Here is a 17,808-nt window from a genome sequence, read left to right on the forward strand (position 1 = left end):
ATACACTATCCTAATTAATAGACTTGTTTGGAAGTATAGATTGATTGAATGTGTTCTTGGTTCAATTTTGAATTTAATCTTATTGATGCAAATCATTATATATAATTCTAGTGAATGCATTCGTTATCTGTCAGTTGTATAAGACATTCAGGATTTTATTTGGTGTAGTCCAAAATGAAGCAGCAAAGTGCTGTTATTTTGAGTTTAAATGGAATTTATAGTAGTTAGGCACGATCATGTACAAAAATATCTCAATAAAAAATAAGTTAACCCTCATGTTTGTGGTGGTTATCTTGGTTATGGCGTCAATTCAAACTTATATGACAGGTAAGCAATTGATGAAAGAAACACATCGGTCTGTTGAGCAATTTTCATTAGCTATTACACAATCCAGCATTGCGGGTATTGAGAAGTGGATTGATGGGAAGGTGCAGATCTTATTAGCGACAGAAAAATCGTTTTCTTATTCGGATAAACCAATTAGCTACTTTGCTCAAGCAGAAAAAGCGGGTCAATTTGATATTACTTATGCAGGTTTATCAACGGGTGAATTTTACCAAAGCCGAAATCTCCCCGTACCAGAGGGGTATGACCCAAGGGGACGTGATTGGTATTTAGCGGCACAAAGCTCATCAGCTCCTATCGTTACAAGTCCATATATTGATGCGGGAACAGGCAATTTCGTTGTGACCATTGCTGATTCATTTAATACCGATATTTACGCAGGCGTTATTGGTGCTGATATTGGAATCCAATCTATTGTTGCCGATGTACTCGCTGTTAACCAAGATGGAGTATCTGCTTATTTGGTGGATAAAGATGGGCATTTTGTTGCGCATCAAGACCACAACATGCTGCAGAAATCCGTTTCAACATTAAGTGATAAACTTTCTGTTGCTGGCATTGAAGCACTATCAAAAAGCGGTTCTTTATCTGAAGCGGTAATTAATGGTAAAGACGTATTTATCACTGTGGCAAAGGAAGCGATTTCTGGTTGGTATTTTGTCACGATTATCGATAAGGAGCATGCATTTGCCTCTGTAAGAAGTGTGATTAGTGATTCTCTTTTTATGGTGTTGTTGCAGCTTATTATTATCGCAGCATTAGCAGCATACTTGATAAAACAAGCTCTATCTCCACTTACGTTGTTAAGCAAAGCAATGGAAGATTTATCTAAAGGTGAAGGGGATTTAACACAACGCATCACGGTTGATTCAAAAGATGAAATTGGTCAATTAGCCGGTCATGTAAATGCTTTTATTGATAAATTACATTCAATTATTAAAGACATTGCTTCTTCTTCGTTAGAGTTAAACTCTCAATCAAGATTAAGTACTCAAATGGCAGGTAAAACCAGCGAAGGTTTAGCGATTCAGGTAAATGAAATTACACAAATTGCCGCAGCGGTTCATGAAATGTCAGCTACCGCTCAAGAAGTTGCTAATAATGCACAATTAACGGCTGAATCAGCAGTGAGCTCTACAGAAAGTTGTGAGCAAGGAAAGCAGGTTATTATTCGCAACCAAGAGTCTATCGTGAACCTAGCTAATCAAGTTGATAATGCATCAAACATTATTCAAGAGTTAGAGAGCAACGCTCAGCAAATAAATACTATTCTTTCAACGATCAGAGAAATTGCAGAACAAACTAATTTGTTGGCGTTGAATGCTGCAATTGAAGCGGCGAGAGCTGGAGAGCAAGGTCGAGGTTTTGCAGTAGTGGCAGATGAAGTCCGAGTGTTATCGCAACGTACTCATAGCTCAACAGATGAAATCCGCCACATGATTGAAACCTTACAACGAAATACTCATTCAGCAGTTCAGAGTATGGATGAGAGTAAGAAGTTTGCTCAATCAAGTGTTGATGATGCGAGTAATGCGACCACAGCGTTAGAAGAAATATCTTACTCTATTCAACAAATATCAGACATGGCGATGCAAATTTCTAACGCAGCAGCAGAGCAAAGAACTGTAACCGATGAAGTAAACCAAAACATTCAATCGGCGAGCGATGTATCTGATCAAATGTCGACAGAAGCAAACAATTCACAACAATTATCCGAAGAATTACGTGAAATAGCGACTCGTTTGAACAATCAAGTGAACTTGTTTAAGTATTAATAAAATTCGCCTAAAAAATAGCCTCTTGCATTTAGTGGCAGCTAAATTTAAGAGGCTTTTTTATTAGAGAGCAAAACAAGTTGCAGATTCTTTCTAGGGGGAAAAGAACCTAATAACTGTTGATTAACCTTCTATTCCATAGTTTTGAGCCATAGCAAAATGCAGCTTTGCTTTTAAGTGCTGTCGCTTTAATTGCTCTTTTTTAGTAACTATGTTGTAGAACTTCATGATTAATTTCATTGTTATCTCTATCGTTGTAGGTACACGTTATATGTGAGATAGATTTTATTTAAACTGGTTGAAATTAATACCGTAAAACTACCGCATTTAAGGATTATATTTTTTCCCTAAATCATTACGTAATGCAAACTGCATCAGCTCAGAGTGATTTTCTAATTGAAGTGTTGTCAGCATTCTATATTTATGTGATTCAACGGTTCTAGGGCTAAGGTTTAGCTTCTCTGCACACTCTTTTGCTGAATGACCTGTCGCAAGTAAGTTAAGAATAATCGTCTGTTTCTTACTGAGTAATAGCAGTTGTTCACCTTCATTAATATGACGTTGTTCTTCACTTTGTAAGTTGCGGGTAAGTACAGAGTGCTGCCAATAGCATAACCACATTTCACACAGCATTTTTAAACGATTTATTTGTATATCATCGATTTCTTTTTCTGCTTGCTCTAAGCGTCCTAGTGTTGCTGCTCCCCACACTTTACCGTGCATCGATAGAGGGATGATGCAATGCCACCTAGCTCCATCTTGATAAAGAGAACGTAAAACCTCTAAGTTGCTATTTCTCAGTTCATAAGCAGAAAAGGTGATGATTTGTTTAGAAGAAGAGAGCAGCTTTAAATATTCTGTTGGTTTTTTATTTGAATACTTTGCTCTTTGGACTTCAGCAATACCCGGTTTTTGGGCATTAATGAGCTTTCCTTCATTGAATAGAATAAGAGAGTTGGGAAAAAGGGATAATCTATCAATGTCAAAAAGTTCTAAAGCTTCAACTGCGCATTCTCTCCATGTAATTTCGAATAAGGATGGCTCGCATTTTAGTAACCGATTAGATTGAGATATTAACAATGATTCAAAAGCAGTATGCATACAAATAGGTAATTCTTATTAGTTAAATGATGTTTTTATCAATAGATACTAGCAAGGAAGTGTATTGTTCGTTAAAAGGGATTTTTGGTATTTATAGTCTTTTTGCATGTGTTTTACCTATGTATTGATTTTGTGAACCTATTGCATGCAATCATTACAGTGCGTGATGGTGATCATCCTTTTAGCTTCTATGTATTGTTAATCACAGTTGATACCTTTAGATTGATTCATGTAATTTATAGGTTACTTAAGTTTCATTTCTGTAAATAAAGTATCGAAACCAATTTAAACCCTATTTTGAGACGTTTTATTTAACAGAGGAAACCAATATGGCTAAGTACCAATTTTTTTGCATTCCCAATAGTGATCGTAAGAAATACACCTTCCTAGATATGGCGTCGGAGTCTTTTTTAAAAGAGAAGTCCGCCATACTCGCACAAGGCTTTGAAGTTGAAGATGATGTTATCTATGCAGAAACATCAGAAGAAGCCGTTGAAAAATTTAAATCCAACTTTGTTTATGCAGTAGATGAATATGGAAAAGCTGATGTTAGTTATGGCTTCGCTATTTTTATTCAATCTATTTATAAGAAATTATTTAAGAAAAACGCATAAGTTTTATTTAAATAAAAGCAAAAGGATGAGAATTATGGATAAGGTGTTTTGTTGCTTAGTGCTTTTGTGCAGGCCAAAAAGTTAAAATAGGTCATCAAAAGAGAGCTCAAGATGATGCATGAGTATTATCCCTTTTGAATCCGGCACAATCCCATTCACTAATGATAGAGAGATTGTGTCGGTAATAGGGTAAGAAATAATAAGCTCAGGTATGAGATAAAGGCTGATATCTTCATTGATATAAGTAATGATTTCCTCTTGTTTGTAGCCTGTAACTAGACCTAAAACAACCCCAGCATCAAATGATAACTTGCTAAGCATTAATGCATCGTCGGTTTGAAATTTCCAACCAACAAGTGTTGATTTTCTATTATATGAATTAGTGAAATTCGCAACACTAAAACCGTTATTGATGCTAAAACCTATCAGCTTATGCTGTTCATTATAGTCATAGTCTCTATCAACATAATGGTTGCTGTAACCAAGAAAAGCCACTTCGATTGACGTCGCCTGAACGGGGCGAGAAAGAGCAATAAGTAGGAATGCAAATACAGAAATCCATTTCATATTTATCCTAACATTTAAGTAAACATACTATTAATAGTAGTAGGCAGTTATTTGTTTTGCTTACTTCTTTTATTAGATTTGCCATAACTTCCCCCTTTTTGTTTATTATCGCAATATTGGTATTAAAGGATTTAATCGTATTTTATTAGGAGTAATATGATAAAGACTAGGTAATCAGTTAAGGGACGAAAATGCGTAAAATACTATTAGGATTGGCATGTATTGTGACACTACAAGCGTGTTCGCCAGACAAAGGTGATGAAGCATTAGGTACATTAGAGCGAGATAGAGTGACTTTTTCTGCTACCTCAAATGAAATTATTCGAGCATTACCAGTTAAAGAGGGAAGTGAAGTCAAAGTCGGTGATGTTTTGGTGCAGTTAGATACCAAAAATCAAGAAGCGATTCTTGCTCATGCCATTGCGAATACGGCTAAAGCGCAAGCGTATTTATTACGTTTAACGAATGGAGAGCGCCCAGAGGATATTGCCTCTGCGCAGGCAAGGGTTGATCAAGCCAAAGCTCAACTGATCGATGCTGAAAAAACGTATCGTAGAATGGTCGAGTTAGTAAAGAAGAATCTTGCCAGTCAATCAAATAAGGATGCCGCATTAGCATCAAGAGATTCAGCCAGAGCGGCATTAAATTCAGCAAATGAAGAGTTTTCAAAACTGACTGCTGGAGCAAGGCCTGAGGATATTGAGCAAGCAAGAGCTGAGCTTGATGCAATGAAAGCAGAAGCCATTTTGCAACAACAGAAACTTGATGAATTAACCATTGTTGCTACTCGTGATGGTATTTTAGATAACCTACCTTATAACCTAGGTGAGCGTGTTCCTGTTAATGGCTTTGTCGCTGTTATTCAAGCCAATAGAGTTCCTTATGCTCGTGTTTATGTTCCTGCATCGTATCGTGTAGGCTTTGTACCTGGGAAAAAATTCTCTGTTAAAGTTGATGGTATTGATACTCCTTTTGAAGGAACGGTACGATGGGTTGCAACGGATCCATCATTTACACCTTATTACGCATTAACAGAAGAAGATCGTTCACATCTCGTTTATTTAGCTGAGGTTGACTTACCCGAATCAGCCGCTCTATTACCTTCAGGTGTACCTGCTCAAGTTAAATTGAGTAAGGACTAAGCATATGACTGAATTGGCAATTCAAGCAAAAGAGGTAGTAAAAAAGTTCGGTGATTTTACTGCGATTGATGGGATTAACTTATCCGTACCTAAAGGCAGCATTTATGGTTTTTTAGGGCCGAATGGTTGTGGTAAATCAACAACTATTCGAACCCTAACAGGCTTATTAAGTCCAACATCAGGAACCGTTGATGTACTGGGTTTATGCATACCAAAAGAGTCGGAAGCGTTACGTTTAAAGATTGGTTACATGACTCAAAAGTTCTCGTTATACGATGATTTAAGTGTTGAAGAGAACCTAGAATTTATTGGCCAAATCTTTGGTATGGAAAAGCAATTATTAAATGCTCGAGTTTCTGAACAACTAGCGACATATGGGCTTGATCAGCTACGCAAACAACGAGTATCAGGAATGAGTGGTGGCCAAAAGCAGAGATTATCATTGGCCGCTGCCACTATGCATAATCCAGAACTTTTGTTTTTAGATGAACCTACATCAGCGGTTGACCCTGAAAATCGACGAGAGTTTTGGGAGCAATTATTCGATCTTTCAGATAAAGGCACCACCATTCTCGTGACAACTCATTACATGGATGAGGCTGAACGTTGTCATCGTTTAGCGATTATGGAATCAGGCATTATTCGGGCTGATGGTGAGCCTGAAGAACTCATGGCAAACATGGGGGTTAATATTGTCGAGGTAAAAGCGAATAACTTACGAGCGTTAAAAGCAAAATTAATGGCTTGTGATGAGGTACGCTCTGCCGCTCAACTAGGGATCCGCTTACGAGTGCTTATTCATCAACATATTGATGACCCGATCTTATGGTTAAGAACAAATTTTAATGAATTAAAAGACGCGGAAATGAATATCGCCCGTCCTAGCTTAGAAGATGTTTTCGTTACCGTAACAGGGAAGGGACGTCAATGAAATCAATGAATCGCATGAAAGCCATCATGATGAAAGAAATACGCCAGCTATCTAGAGATAAGTTGACGTTCGGAATGGTTATTATGATCCCATTAATTCAATTGTTGTTGTTTGGCTATGCCATTAACACGGATATTAGGGATATTCCGGTCGCTGTTGTCGATCAAAGTGAGAGCACATTAGGACGCTTAATTACGGAGTCAGTTAAAGTAACTCAAGTGGTTAGTATAAAGCAGTATTATCCTACGGTTGAAGAGGCTGAAAAGGCGATTCAACAAGGTGTGGTTCGTGCTGCTTTAGTCTTACCAAAAGACATCACTCAACGAGTCATGCAGAAAAGAGAACTTGGCCAATGGATCGTTGATGGCTCAGATACCATGATCAGTGCTGCTATTTTATCATTACAAACTATGCCATTGGCTGATTTGGATTTTGATGTAAGAAATACGGCAAAAGCCAAAACATTTGAAGTTACTTTGTTTTATAACCCTAGTCGACGCTCTGCAGTTAATATCGTTCCTGGTTTATTGGGCGTTATATTAACCATGACCATGGTGCTTTTTACTAGCTCTGCAATTGTTAGAGAGCGTGAAAGAGGCAATTTAGAGTTATTGATCACCACTCCGATCCGCTCATTTGAACTCATGGTCGCAAAAATTATCCCTTATATCTTTGTCGGCTTAATTCAAGTTTTGATCATTCTTGGTTTAGGTTACGCTATTTTTGATGTACCTATTAATGGTTCGTTATCACAAATATTATTTGGAACATTGTTATTTATATCAGCAAGTTTGACGCTTGGCTTGGTAATCTCAACAATAGCAAAAACACAGTTACAAGCGATGCAAATGACGATATTTATACTCCTTCCATCTATATTGTTATCTGGTTTTATGTTTCCGTACGAAGGTATGCCTGTCATCGCTCAATGGATAGCAGAGATATTACCCGCAACTCACTTTATGCGGTTGATTAGAGGTATCGTATTAAGAGGGGCTGATTTAATGGACTTATGGCGTGACACGATTTGGATGATAGTGTTTACATTAATAGGGCTGTTTGTCGCGTCTAAACGGTTTAAGAAATCATTGGATTGATTGGTTAAATAGAGAGAATGCCCTGATTGTTTGAGCACCAATTCAGGGCGTTTTTATTCCAATCTAAAGCTTGTGTACCTTAAGCGATAAAAATTACATTTCCGCAGATACAAACCCAAATATGGCGGGTTTCGCTATAGAACCATTCTTGATGTTGTTGGCAGCATGGGCAGACTATTTTATCCATAAGTTTCCCTTAACTTTTTTTATTATCAAGATCTAGTATGGAAAGAAAACTTATCTTATCAAATCAAAATATGAGCTTGTGAGTCTCAATTCGACATAAGCAACACTTTGATGTAACTATGAGATTAGTTAATAGCAATACGTTTATTTTAATTACATTTTTAAGAGATAAGCGTCGTAAATTTTGCGGGCTGTCACATTATGAATATTGTCTCTGTGTATAAAATGAGAATCCAAAAGAGAAAGTATGCTCAAGGAGGAGTCATGTTTTTATTGGAAGGGTTAAGCCCACTTACAGAGTTAATTATATGGATAAGTTATGCCATCACGATTGTAATTTGTGCGTTGACGGTTGCTGTTATCGTTGAATTCAGTAAAAAAGAGTAAGACACGATGACTTATCCTAAAAACAAAAAAGAGCACATTGGTTATGTGCTCTTTTTTTATTTACATTAGGAAAATTAAAGTGTTGTAATCACATCTTCCATTGGTAAACGTGCTTTTGGTAGACCGTGGTTATAATCTTCGCCATCTTTGTGATAACCCAAAGCAAGGGCAAAATCACATACATAACCATCTAATTCATCTTTAAACTCTTCACCAATCAATGCTGAGTCAACACCTTCCATTGATGTTGATGCTATGCCCATACGAGCAAGAGTATGCAGTGTGTTACCTAAAGCAATATAGCTTTGTGCTTTTGTCCAGTTACCATTAAAGCCTGCTTCGTTAGTATTTAATTCAACAAAGCCAAAAGCGCCATCTAGCATATCGTTGTAACGCTCAGCAGGTAAGTGGCCAGAAGCAACTTCTGCATCCACTACTTTACGATATTGGTCTTTTGTATAGTTTGGATTGTGCGCAAATAAAATCGTGTGTGATGCTTCTTTTGCGTGTGGTTGATTAAATTCAAACATGTTCGCAAATGTACCATGAAAACGTTCTTTTGCTTCTTCACTCTCAAGAACAATGAACTTCCAAGGCTGAGAGTTAATTGAAGATGCAGATAGACGAATCGCTTCTTTAATTACGTCCATATCTTCTGCTGAAATGCGCTTTGTTGCGTCGTATTTTTTAGCAGTATAACGAGAATTTAAATCAGCAATAATTGGGTGAGTCATATGAGCTATTTCCTAAATCTGGTGAACAAAAGCGCGAGTTTATATTTTCTTTACTCGTCGTTGATGTGAGTAAGATAAAGAAAATCAAAGACGAGAAAAAGAGATGAAAGATCCAATCACTATGGAATAAAAGTTCCATAATTGTTGACCTGTCTATAGCTTTACAGTTTATGATAGGTACCAATTGAACGGTGAGTTTTATTTAACAGGAGTCAACCATGTACCGTATATCACAACTTGCAGAGTTAGTGGGGTTATCAAGAACAACCTTACTTTATTACGAAAAATTGGGTTTGATAAAAGGCGAACGTTTAAATAATGGTTACCGTCAATACAGTGAGAAAGATGCGCAACGATTGGTTCTATTACAAAACCTTCAAGCGGGTGGATTAACGCTTAAAGAGTGCCAAGCTTGTCTTGATGCCAAAGTGAACCGTGAGGTTTTAGTTGAGCGTTTAGAGCAATTGGATCAAGAGATTGAGCAAAAACAAAATTCACGTCAGTTGCTTGCCGCTTTATTAGGAGAAAGCAGTTTAACAGACTGGCATGAGTCATTAGACCAATTAGCGCCAGAAGCGCATATTGAGTGGTTAATGAAACAAGGTTTTGATGAAAAGCAAGCAATGAGACTGAAATGGTTATCTAAAGATATGAACGAACATGAACGCTACATGCAAGATTTTGATTTGATTTTTAAAGAATTAGAAAGATGGGGGCCTGGCTCTGAAAGTGACACATTAAAAGCATTAGAGAAAGTACTTAATAAACCAACGACGCTACTTGAAATTGGTTGTGGGCAAGGTATTGCGACTGAGCTTTTTGCTCGATATTCCGATGCGATGATTACTGCAGTTGATAACGAAGAGTTTGCACTCAAGCATTTAATGGAAAAAATGCAACAAAATGGTTTAGAAGATAAGATCACAACGGTGTGTGCAGATATGGCTAAAATGCCGTTTGAGACAAAGAGTTTTGATCTTATTTGGTCAGAAGGCAGTGCCTACATTATGGGCGTTCAAAATGCGTTAAAAGCATGGAAACCATTATTAAGTGAAGATGGTGTTCTTGTGGTAAGTGATTTAGTTTGGAGTACGGATAAACCAAGCGAGAGTGCCTTGTCTTTTTGGAAAAAAGAGTACCCAGATATGGTGTCAGTTTCAGATCGAATTAAGCATGCACAACAAGCAGGTTATGAGGTTATTGAACATTTTTCTCTTAGTGATGCCGCATGGGAAGCGTATTACCATCCCTTAATTGAGCGATTAGATACATTAAAAGATAAATTAATAGATTCTCCAGTATTAATTGATTTTGAGAATGAAATAACCGCTTTTAAACAGAGAGCAAATGAGTTCGATTATGAGATTTTTATACTAAGGTCTCGTTAAGAACAAAAACTACTGACCTATTTGTCATTTTACAGATTATGCTTTGAAAAACGATAAAACATATAAGGTTGTGGAATGGATTACTCTCAATATCATGTTGAACAAACTCAAGAAATTACGGATCTGGTTACTCGTACTTTTTCAAAATCAGAAGGGGTTGATGAAGGCACATTGATTGGTGCATTAATCAAAGATCTTTTTGCAACAACAGACTCTGATGATATGTTTCTTTTTGTTGCGAAAGATAACGGCAAAATTGTTGGAAGTATCTTTTTACACGCTTAACATTTGAAATAGATACAACGGCATTTTTACTTTGCCCTGTTGTGATCGATACTGAATATCAAAATAAAGGTGTTGGTCAGACGCTTATTCATCATGGTCTTGAAGTTTTGAAACAAGAAGGTGTTGAGTTGGTATTTACTTATGGTGAGCCAAAGTTTTATGAAAGAGTTGGTTTTGAGGTCATAAGTGAAGAACAATTTAAGTCTCCAATTCCTTTGAGTTATTTGTATAGCTGGTTAGCTCAATCTTTAAATGATGAAGTATTAACTTATATTCCGGGGCGCTCAAAATGCGTTGCTGCTCTTAATAATTTGCGACTCTGGTAACTGCTACCTATTATTGCTTCATTAGTATATTGATAAAATGGGAAATCTAAGTACGGATATCCCATTTTGCGTATATTTACCCATTCTATTCACCTTTCCAGTATGAATGTTTAGACAGGATGTATTTGATTTGGCATTCTCATTATTATAATAACACTAAGGCATATTCGCCTTTAAAAGGATAATAATGAAAATAGGAATAATCGGCTTAGGTGACATTGCGCAAAAAGCGTATTTGCCCGTCATTACTCAACTTCCGGGCATTCAACCGCTTTTTTGTACGCGAAATCCTGACACGCTCATACAATTATCGTCAAAATATCGTATAGAAGGGACTTGCCAAGATTACCAGCAGCTTCTAAAAATGGGGGTGGATGCAGTGATGATCCACGCTGCAACTCAAGTTCATTTTGATATTGCCTCTTTTTTTCTGAAAAATAGTATCCCAACCTTTGTTGATAAGCCTCTTGCTGATTCCGCACAAGAAGCGGAGTTGTTGTATACGATTGCAGAGCAATATAACACACCACTTTATGTTGGATTTAATCGCCGACATATTCCATTGTATAACCAATTTGTACCAGAGCTGGCGAACGGAACGGTAGGTAAATTGCGTTCATTACGTTGGGAAAAACATCGTCATGCTTTACCGGGTGATTTACGAACCTTTATCTTTGATGATTTCATACACCCATTGGATAGCGTAAATCTAAACGCTCAGTCCACCATTGATGATGTTCATGTTATTCATCAAATGCAGGGAACACAGTTAGCAAGATTAGACGTTCAATGGCAAGTTGGAGAGACAATACTGCATGCCTCGATGGATCGTCATTTTGGAGTGACCACAGAGCGAGTTTCTGTTGGTTATGAAAATCAATCTTTTGAGTTTCCATCATTTGTTGAAGGCCGACAATGGAAAGACAGCACAGAGCAAAAGTTAGTGTTGAAAGATTGGACGCCAATGCTAACAAGTAAAGGGTTTGAAACTATGATTAAAGATTGGATTCGAGTAGTGGAAAAAGGCAAGTTATCAACCGCAACAGCGGATCGTAACCTTGCTAGTCATCAATTGGCGGAGGCTGTGTATCAGAAAATACACAACCAATTGAAATAACAATTATTTCAGCCTTCTTGATAGTTTAATATAAACAAATAAAGATAAGAATATGACCGCACCTCCAATGAGTTTTTGAGGTGCGACAACTTCATGAAGTACGCTAATACTCAATACAAGCGTCCAAACCGGCTCCAATATCATGATGAGTGAAGCGGTTTCAATGTTAACTGAGAATTGTCCAAGGGTTTGTGCAAGATATCGAATTGCGGTTGCTACAATAGTCGAAATTAAAAACCAAAAGATCGCATGCTGAGTGATTTCAAAAGGAGGATGGGAATTAAGTGAGGCATACAAGCATCCACTAACGCCTACAACAAATAATTGAACACAAATGGATAAAAGTGGCGTGATAGCACCAATAATGCGTTTATTAAGCACAAAATGCATGGAAAGTAATAACGCAGATAGCATAAAGCCAAGTTGACTGGCTTCCAACTTCCAACCATTTCCTAACGTCAGCAAAATCATTCCAAGTACTGATATTGGTAGGGCAATCCAAAAGGCTTTATTAGGTTTATTGCGAAATAATATCCATGAAATGATAGGTGCAATGATCATCGCTAAACTCATGATGAATGCGCCTTCAGCAAGTGATGTGGTGATGGATACGGCATACACCCACACTTGCAGAGCAAAAGATAAAACCAACCCAACCCCACTTAAGGCTAAAATTTGTTTGCCAGTTAATGTACGAAACTGTTTAAAACAAAAGGGTGCCAGCACAAAACTAGCCAGTAGAAATCGAGTTCCAATAAAAATATCACCGGGTATGGTCATCACGACCATTTTTGATGCTCCCCAGCCAATGGCAGCAAGAATGGTAGCAATAATTAAATAGATCATTCCGCGCATGATGTTATCTCTTGATAAAAATGACGATAATACCAGTGTTATCATCATTTATAAAAAATAACCCCACTCAAAAGAGCAGGGTTATGTGCAGTTGGTTCACTTGTTTTAAATTTAATGCGCTTCTTGGTATTCAGGGTAATCTACAAGCCCTTGTTGTGCACCACCAAATAGCGTGTTTGGATCGTGTTCTGCTAATGGATAATCATTTTTAATACGGTTAGGCAAATCAGGATTCGCAATAAATGGGCGACCAAATCCAACTAGATCTGCCAAGTTGTCTGTCAGTGCTTGCGCCGCTTTACCTGTATTATAACGACCAGCATAAATAATCGTGCCTTGATAAGCCTCACGAATTGCTGTTTTAAATTCCTCAGGCGTTTCAGGGGCATTATCCCAGTCCACTTCTGCAATGTGCATATAAACCACGTTGAGTTTGTTTAATAATGCCGCTGCTGCCGTGTAGGTTTCTACTGGTGTTTTATCGACTGTGCCATTTAGAGAAGTAAATGGAGCAAGGCGAACACCAACACGGTCGTGGCCAATGGCTTCATTTACAGCTTCGACAACTTCGCCTAGAAAACGCAGACGATTTTCGATAGAACCACCGTATTCATCGGTACGGTTGTTCGCTTCAGAGTCAATGAATTGATTAATTAAATAACCATTGGCTGCGTGAAGCTCAATACCATCAAAGCCTGCTTCAATCGCGTTTAATGCCGCTTGGCGATATTCTGCGATAACATCGTTAATATCTTGCTGAGTCATTTCACGAGGCTCAACAACATCAACAAAACCTGGCGCATCAGTACCGTTATCGATGAATACTTTTACGTTCTCTGCTTTAAGTGCAGAAGAAGAAATCGGTTGTTGACCACCAATGTTTTCAGGGTGAGTGACACGGCCTACATGCCAAAGCTGAGCGAAAATAGTACCGCCTTTAGCGTGAACGGCATCAGTCACTTTTTTCCAACCAAGGATTTGTTCTTGAGAATAAATTCCCGGAGTCCATGCGTAACCTTGACCCATTTCTGAAATTTGAGTTCCCTCTGCGATAATAAGACCTGCACTTGCACGTTGAGCATAGTATTCGGCCATCATATCGTTCGCTACATTACCCGGTTGGCTTGCACGAGAACGAGTCATAGGAGGCATAACGATACGGTTTTTTAGTGTCAGATTACCAAGTTGCATTGGTTGAAATAGTGCATTTTTCATCAATAAATCCTCTTATTTGCTTAATTGAATAAGCTCAATTTGATAACCATCAGGGTCTGTAATAAACGCAATATGCGTTGTACCGCCTTTTACTGGCCCAGCTTCACGAGTCACGTTACCACCTAGTGCTTTGATGTTATCGCAAGCTGCATAAATATCTTGGACACCTAAAGCTAAATGACCAAACGCATTACCCATGTCGTAATTATCGGTATCCCAGTTATACGTCAACTCGATACTTGTTCCGCCTTCTTCATAACCAACGAAAACGAGTGTGTAGCGATATTCACTGTTTTCGCTGTGATCGAGCACTTTCATTCCCAAAACTTTGGTATAAAATTCAATAGATTGTTTTAAGTCTGTCACTCTGATCATCGTATGTAGAAATTGCATGATTTCACCTTGCCAGTGCTGATTGTTGTCGTTTGTATGAGTTAACGATACGCAAGATGACTAAATTTAGGAAATTATGATTTTTTATTAATTTAATAATTTTTTGTTATTAAGAACGGACGGTTGTAATGATGGATACAAAAATGCCGCAGTGTTATCTGCGGCATTTTTTAATTTATAACGTATGGATTAAGCGCATTCTTTCTTTGGTTTTCTTTTTTTATAAACCACACAGAAGTTGCCACGTTTGGTTCGGCACTTAGAACAACGCTCACAATCGACTTCGGCTCTATTGCCTTCCTTCCAACGTTTAATTAGCTGAGGTTCTGCAAGTAAAGGACGTGATAAAGCAAAGTATTGGATATTCGTTTCTTCAGCAATCTTTTCAATAGCATTAATGTCGTTTAAACCACCAACGGTAATCACAGGAACATTAACATCTTGGCTGATCACATTACCATATTCATGGAAATAACCTTCTTCTTGAAGCGTATAGCCATCAAAAGATTCACCAACAAGTGTGCTTGCATTACCGTGAATGTTGCCTGAAATGATGATCCCATCAACACCGATCTCTTCCAGTTTTTTACAGATGATTCGAGTCTCATCGAACGTTAAACCACCTTCAAAGAACTCAGAAGCCGTCAGTTTTACTAGGATAGGGTAATCGTCACCCACTTGTTTTCTGATCTCTGCGTAGATCTCTAACAAGAATCGCATACGATTATCTAAGCTACCGCCATATTCATCTTCACGACGGTTATAGTAAGGGCTTAAAAATTGGTTGATTAAATAGGTGTGAGCCGCATGGATTTCAACACCATCAAAACCAGATTCTTTTGCTCTTAGGCTTGCTTTGGCAAACGCATCAACAATGTAGTCGATTTCGTCTTTTGTCATCGCTTTGCCTTGTGTTTGTGTACCACGTTCACACACATCACTTGGAGCAAAAATAACACGTTCACCAACATTATAAGTCGTTTTAGTGCCACCATAAGCAAGCTGCATAACAATTTTTGAATCATTTAGGTGTACAAGTTCAGTCAGCTTTTTGTACTCTTCAATGAAAGAATCGTTATACATACCCATCATGCCAGCGTTGGGTTTTTCTTCTTCAACAATGTTTGCATAGCCAGTAACAATTAAGCCAACTTCACCTTTAGCGAGCTCTTCGTAGATATCGTATAACTTGTCTGTCATATGGCCGTCTTCTGTTGCCATATTTTCCCACGTTGCACTTCTCATGAAGCGGTTTTTAAGTGTCATGTTGCCAATGCGGGTTTCGGTAAACAAAGTGCTCAAGTGTGTTCCTCTATTACTGGTTTTATTTTATGGGCGATTTTAGCGTCAATATAAAGCAAAAAACTTAATCTGTATTAAGTTCATGTCATATCCGATTAAACAACAAACAAAATAGGGATAATTATTCTTACTTCTTTCCTATATTGCTGTTTTTATATGATTTTTTTTGGTCATTTATAGAACACTATTTTTGAAAACTTATGTTGCACGAGTTTCGCCGCAAACTTCTTGGTGTTTTTATCGATGCTGTGTATGTTTACCCAATATTAATGAATAAGTACCAATGAAAATGGGGTGCACTTATTCTCTCTAGCAGTTGTGGGACAATAGATGAATACAATCAAACAACCTAAAGGGATATTCCATATTATTGCAATCCAAATGTGGGAGTTCTTTAGTTACTATGGTATGCGCTCTTTATTAATTCTTTTCTTAACGGAGAAGCTATTAATGTCAGATCAACATGCCTACGCTTTGTATGGTGCGTATACATCGCTTGTGTATGTGACTCCTATTATTGGTGGTTATTTAGCGGATAAGTATTTAGGTAACTACTGGTCGGTAATTTTAGGTAGTTTGTTAATGGTGGGTGGGCACTTTGTGCTGAGTTTTCCAAGCAGCGATCACACGACCTTATACATTGCCTTGTCTTTGATTATTTGTGGTTACGGATTCTTTAAAACCAATTCAAGCTGTTTGTTAGGTGAACTGTATCAAACTAAAGAGCAAGAGCGTGGCCGTGAAGCGGGTTTCTCTATCTCTTATATTGGTGGCAATATTGGTTCGATGATTTCTCCGATTCTATGTGGCTTTGCTGCAATGAAATGGGGATGGCATGTAGGCTTCTCGCTTGCGGGAATTGGGATGCTAATTGGCTTATGCATCTTCATGACAGGTCGTAAAAATTTTTCTCATGTAAGTAAACCTAATTTACCAGCGCTTCAGAAAAAGAGTGCAGGCATTCCACACTGGTCATTATTATTCGCTTCATTAGTGCTGGCTGCTGTTGGTTTGGTATTTGTGCTTAAAAACTTATGGGCAGGTTATATCTTATTGGTGATTTGTTTAATGTCTTTAGGGCACATCATTAACTTGTACCGTAAGAGCGATGAAGAAGATCGTCAAAAACTGAATTCTATTATGTATTTTATGTTGTTTGGCACGGTGTTTTGGGCGTTTGACCAACAAGGTGGCAGCTCAATTAGCTTATTCATTGAACGTAATATTGATACTGATATTGGTGGGTTTACTATTCCAACGGCTTTCTTTCAATCCATTAACCCGATAGCCGTTATTGTGGGTGGTGCGGCGGTGGCATGGTTATGGAAAATGTTAGATTCAAAAAGCATCTCAGTGAGAACGCTAACGAAACTGAATATTGGTCTTTTATTGCTTACTGCTGGCTTTAGCTTAATTACGTTGTCTTCAAAATTAGCAATGGCAAGCGGTCAAACTACCTTTGTTTGGTTATTGATTGGTTTATTGTGCATTGGGGTGGCAGAACTGTTTATTGACCCTGTGGCATTGGCTGCGATTACACGCCTAAACCCACATGGTGCAACAGGGACGTTAGCAGGTATTTATATGCTTGCTGGTGGTTCAGTAGCAAATTACCTTGCTGCGGATATTGCTCAGTTCACATCGACGGGTACGGGTGAAAATGCAGGAACTCTGGATTTAATTGTATCGGCAACGCAATATCACCATGTATTCCAAAGTATCCTTTTTGTAACAATTGGCGTGTTTGTTTTAGGTTTATTGGTGGACTTTAAACACCGTAAACAAGCAACTATTTAATTCCATTATAAATAACAGCAAGCTGCCATGGCTTGCTGTTCCTTATCTCTTTCCTCTTAATCATTCAAATTCCCCTTAACTTTTTAGAATCAATAAATGCTGAATCTCTGTGTTCCAATTTAATTGTCATGATAATGTCAGTATAAAATGTTGCAAAATGTTTCTGTTGGTAACTTTGTGTAAATTATTGATCATTAAGTGGTTATCTCTATTTTTCAAAATTGATAATTTAGATTTCATTTATGGCTAGT

18 protein-coding genes are annotated in these 17,808 nt (G+C 37.7%); 11 read left to right on the forward strand and 7 right to left on the reverse strand.

The window, feature by feature from the left end; genetic code table 11:
• Positions 1-236: 236 nt before the first annotated feature.
• Entirely contained in the window at positions 237-2,120 is a 1,884-nt protein-coding gene (locus AAFX60_014620) for a methyl-accepting chemotaxis protein (GenBank protein ID XDF79656.1), read from the forward strand.
• Positions 2,121-2,447: 327 nt separating this feature from the next.
• Here the strand turns inward: AAFX60_014620 and AAFX60_014625 are convergent, their stop codons facing one another.
• Complete coding sequence (locus AAFX60_014625; protein XDF79657.1) at positions 2,448-3,221, reverse strand: LuxR C-terminal-related transcriptional regulator; 774 nt, start codon at positions 3,219-3,221, stop codon at positions 2,448-2,450.
• A gap of 329 nt (positions 3,222-3,550) precedes the next feature.
• On the opposite strand from AAFX60_014625, the gene AAFX60_014630 reads away from it, so the two are divergent.
• A complete protein-coding gene (locus AAFX60_014630) occupies positions 3,551-3,835 on the forward strand; it encodes a hypothetical protein (protein XDF79658.1) in 285 nt (94 codons plus the stop codon).
• Positions 3,836-3,916: 81 nt separating this feature from the next.
• Here the strand turns inward: AAFX60_014630 and AAFX60_014635 are convergent, their stop codons facing one another.
• Positions 3,917-4,402, reverse strand: a complete 486-nt coding sequence (locus AAFX60_014635; GenBank protein ID XDF79659.1) for a hypothetical protein — start codon at positions 4,400-4,402, stop codon at positions 3,917-3,919.
• 191 nt (positions 4,403-4,593) lie between these two features.
• Between AAFX60_014635 and AAFX60_014640 the strand changes: the two genes are divergently transcribed.
• The 4 genes from AAFX60_014640 (at position 4,594) to AAFX60_014655 (ending at position 8,145) form a co-directional block, all read left to right on the forward strand.
• Positions 4,594-5,544, forward strand: coding sequence for an HlyD family efflux transporter periplasmic adaptor subunit (locus AAFX60_014640; protein ID XDF79660.1), 951 nt, complete (start codon positions 4,594-4,596; stop codon positions 5,542-5,544).
• A 4-nt stretch (positions 5,545-5,548) separates the two neighbouring features.
• Positions 5,549-6,475 carry an ABC transporter ATP-binding protein gene (locus AAFX60_014645; GenBank protein ID XDF79661.1) on the forward strand — a complete coding sequence of 309 codons (927 nt, stop codon included), beginning with the start codon at positions 5,549-5,551 and terminating at the stop codon, positions 6,473-6,475.
• A complete protein-coding gene (locus AAFX60_014650; GenBank protein ID XDF79662.1) occupies positions 6,472-7,572 on the forward strand; it encodes an ABC transporter permease in 1,101 nt (366 codons plus the stop codon). The genes AAFX60_014645 and AAFX60_014650 overlap by 4 nt, the downstream gene beginning before the upstream one ends.
• A 450-nt stretch (positions 7,573-8,022) precedes the next feature.
• Positions 8,023-8,145 carry a hypothetical protein gene (locus tag AAFX60_014655; protein XDF79663.1) on the forward strand — a complete coding sequence of 41 codons (123 nt, stop codon included), beginning with the start codon at positions 8,023-8,025 and terminating at the stop codon, positions 8,143-8,145.
• A gap of 74 nt (positions 8,146-8,219) precedes the next feature.
• On the opposite strand, the gene AAFX60_014660 is transcribed toward AAFX60_014655, so the two are convergent.
• Positions 8,220-8,879 (reverse strand): nitroreductase family protein, encoded by a 660-nt coding sequence (locus AAFX60_014660; protein ID XDF79664.1) that lies wholly within the window; start codon positions 8,877-8,879, stop codon positions 8,220-8,222.
• Between the two features lie 218 nt (positions 8,880-9,097).
• Here AAFX60_014660 and AAFX60_014665 point away from each other — a divergent pair, with 218 nt between their 5' ends.
• The 4 genes from AAFX60_014665 to AAFX60_014680 all read left to right on the forward strand — a co-directional run bounded on the left by AAFX60_014665 (position 9,098) and on the right by AAFX60_014680 (position 11,995).
• Complete coding sequence (locus AAFX60_014665; GenBank protein ID XDF79665.1) at positions 9,098-10,267, forward strand: methyltransferase domain-containing protein; 1,170 nt, start codon at positions 9,098-9,100, stop codon at positions 10,265-10,267.
• Positions 10,268-10,342: 75 nt separating this feature from the next.
• Positions 10,343-10,552 (forward strand): hypothetical protein, encoded by a 210-nt coding sequence (locus AAFX60_014670; protein ID XDF79666.1) that lies wholly within the window; start codon positions 10,343-10,345, stop codon positions 10,550-10,552.
• Between the two features lie 41 nt (positions 10,553-10,593).
• A complete protein-coding gene (locus AAFX60_014675; protein ID XDF79667.1) occupies positions 10,594-10,878 on the forward strand; it encodes a GNAT family N-acetyltransferase in 285 nt (94 codons plus the stop codon).
• A 187-nt stretch (positions 10,879-11,065) separates the two neighbouring features.
• Positions 11,066-11,995: a Gfo/Idh/MocA family oxidoreductase gene (locus tag AAFX60_014680; protein XDF79668.1), complete on the forward strand. Its 930-nt coding sequence runs from the start codon at positions 11,066-11,068 to the stop codon at positions 11,993-11,995.
• A 3-nt stretch (positions 11,996-11,998) separates the two neighbouring features.
• On the opposite strand, the gene AAFX60_014685 is transcribed toward AAFX60_014680, so the two are convergent.
• The 4 genes from AAFX60_014685 to AAFX60_014700 all read right to left on the reverse strand — a co-directional run bounded on the left by AAFX60_014685 (position 11,999) and on the right by AAFX60_014700 (position 15,760).
• Entirely contained in the window at positions 11,999-12,850 is an 852-nt protein-coding gene (locus AAFX60_014685) for a DMT family transporter (protein ID XDF80179.1), read from the reverse strand.
• A gap of 111 nt (positions 12,851-12,961) precedes the next feature.
• On the reverse strand, positions 12,962-14,065 hold the full coding sequence (locus tag AAFX60_014690; GenBank protein XDF79669.1) for an alkene reductase: 1,104 nt from the start codon (positions 14,063-14,065) through the stop codon (positions 12,962-12,964).
• A 12-nt stretch (positions 14,066-14,077) separates the two neighbouring features.
• The gene (gloA, locus tag AAFX60_014695) at positions 14,078-14,458 is read right to left on the reverse strand and encodes a lactoylglutathione lyase (GenBank protein XDF79670.1); all 381 of its coding nucleotides are present in this window, start codon (positions 14,456-14,458) and stop codon (positions 14,078-14,080) included.
• Positions 14,459-14,647: 189 nt separating this feature from the next.
• Positions 14,648-15,760: an NADH:flavin oxidoreductase gene (locus tag AAFX60_014700; GenBank protein ID XDF79671.1), complete on the reverse strand. Its 1,113-nt coding sequence runs from the start codon at positions 15,758-15,760 to the stop codon at positions 14,648-14,650.
• 330 nt (positions 15,761-16,090) lie between these two features.
• Between AAFX60_014700 and AAFX60_014705 the strand changes: the two genes are divergently transcribed.
• Positions 16,091-17,557 (forward strand): oligopeptide:H+ symporter, encoded by a 1,467-nt coding sequence (locus AAFX60_014705; GenBank protein XDF79672.1) that lies wholly within the window; start codon positions 16,091-16,093, stop codon positions 17,555-17,557.
• The last annotated feature ends 251 nt before the right edge of the window (positions 17,558-17,808 follow it).

This window comes from Aliivibrio fischeri (assembly GCA_038993745.2).
Classification (GTDB): domain Bacteria; phylum Pseudomonadota; class Gammaproteobacteria; order Enterobacterales; family Vibrionaceae; genus Aliivibrio; species Aliivibrio fischeri_B.

Excerpts from the sequence above, each read along its gene's own strand:
- AAFX60_014670 (XDF79666.1), top strand. The coding sequence starts at position 10,343 with ATGGATTACTCTCAATATCATGTTGAACAAACTCAAGAAATTACGGAT.
- AAFX60_014650 (XDF79662.1), top strand. The coding sequence starts at position 6,472 with ATGAAATCAATGAATCGCATGAAAGCCATCATGATGAAAGAAATACGC.
- AAFX60_014690 (XDF79669.1), bottom strand. The coding sequence starts at position 14,065 with ATGAAAAATGCACTATTTCAACCAATGCAACTTGGTAATCTGACACTA.
- AAFX60_014680 (XDF79668.1), top strand. The coding sequence starts at position 11,066 with ATGAAAATAGGAATAATCGGCTTAGGTGACATTGCGCAAAAAGCGTAT.
- AAFX60_014635 (XDF79659.1), bottom strand. The coding sequence starts at position 4,402 with ATGAAATGGATTTCTGTATTTGCATTCCTACTTATTGCTCTTTCTCGC.
- gloA (XDF79670.1), bottom strand. The coding sequence starts at position 14,458 with ATGCAATTTCTACATACGATGATCAGAGTGACAGACTTAAAACAATCT.
- AAFX60_014630 (XDF79658.1), top strand. The coding sequence starts at position 3,551 with ATGGCTAAGTACCAATTTTTTTGCATTCCCAATAGTGATCGTAAGAAA.
- AAFX60_014685 (XDF80179.1), bottom strand. The coding sequence starts at position 12,850 with ATGCGCGGAATGATCTATTTAATTATTGCTACCATTCTTGCTGCCATT.
- AAFX60_014705 (XDF79672.1), top strand. The coding sequence starts at position 16,091 with ATGAATACAATCAAACAACCTAAAGGGATATTCCATATTATTGCAATC.
- AAFX60_014640 (XDF79660.1), top strand. The coding sequence starts at position 4,594 with ATGCGTAAAATACTATTAGGATTGGCATGTATTGTGACACTACAAGCG.
- AAFX60_014655 (XDF79663.1), top strand. The coding sequence starts at position 8,023 with ATGTTTTTATTGGAAGGGTTAAGCCCACTTACAGAGTTAATTATATGG.
- AAFX60_014620 (XDF79656.1), top strand. The coding sequence starts at position 237 with ATGTACAAAAATATCTCAATAAAAAATAAGTTAACCCTCATGTTTGTG.
- AAFX60_014625 (XDF79657.1), bottom strand. The coding sequence starts at position 3,221 with ATGCATACTGCTTTTGAATCATTGTTAATATCTCAATCTAATCGGTTA.
- AAFX60_014660 (XDF79664.1), bottom strand. The coding sequence starts at position 8,879 with ATGACTCACCCAATTATTGCTGATTTAAATTCTCGTTATACTGCTAAA.
- AAFX60_014665 (XDF79665.1), top strand. The coding sequence starts at position 9,098 with ATGTACCGTATATCACAACTTGCAGAGTTAGTGGGGTTATCAAGAACA.
- AAFX60_014645 (XDF79661.1), top strand. The coding sequence starts at position 5,549 with ATGACTGAATTGGCAATTCAAGCAAAAGAGGTAGTAAAAAAGTTCGGT.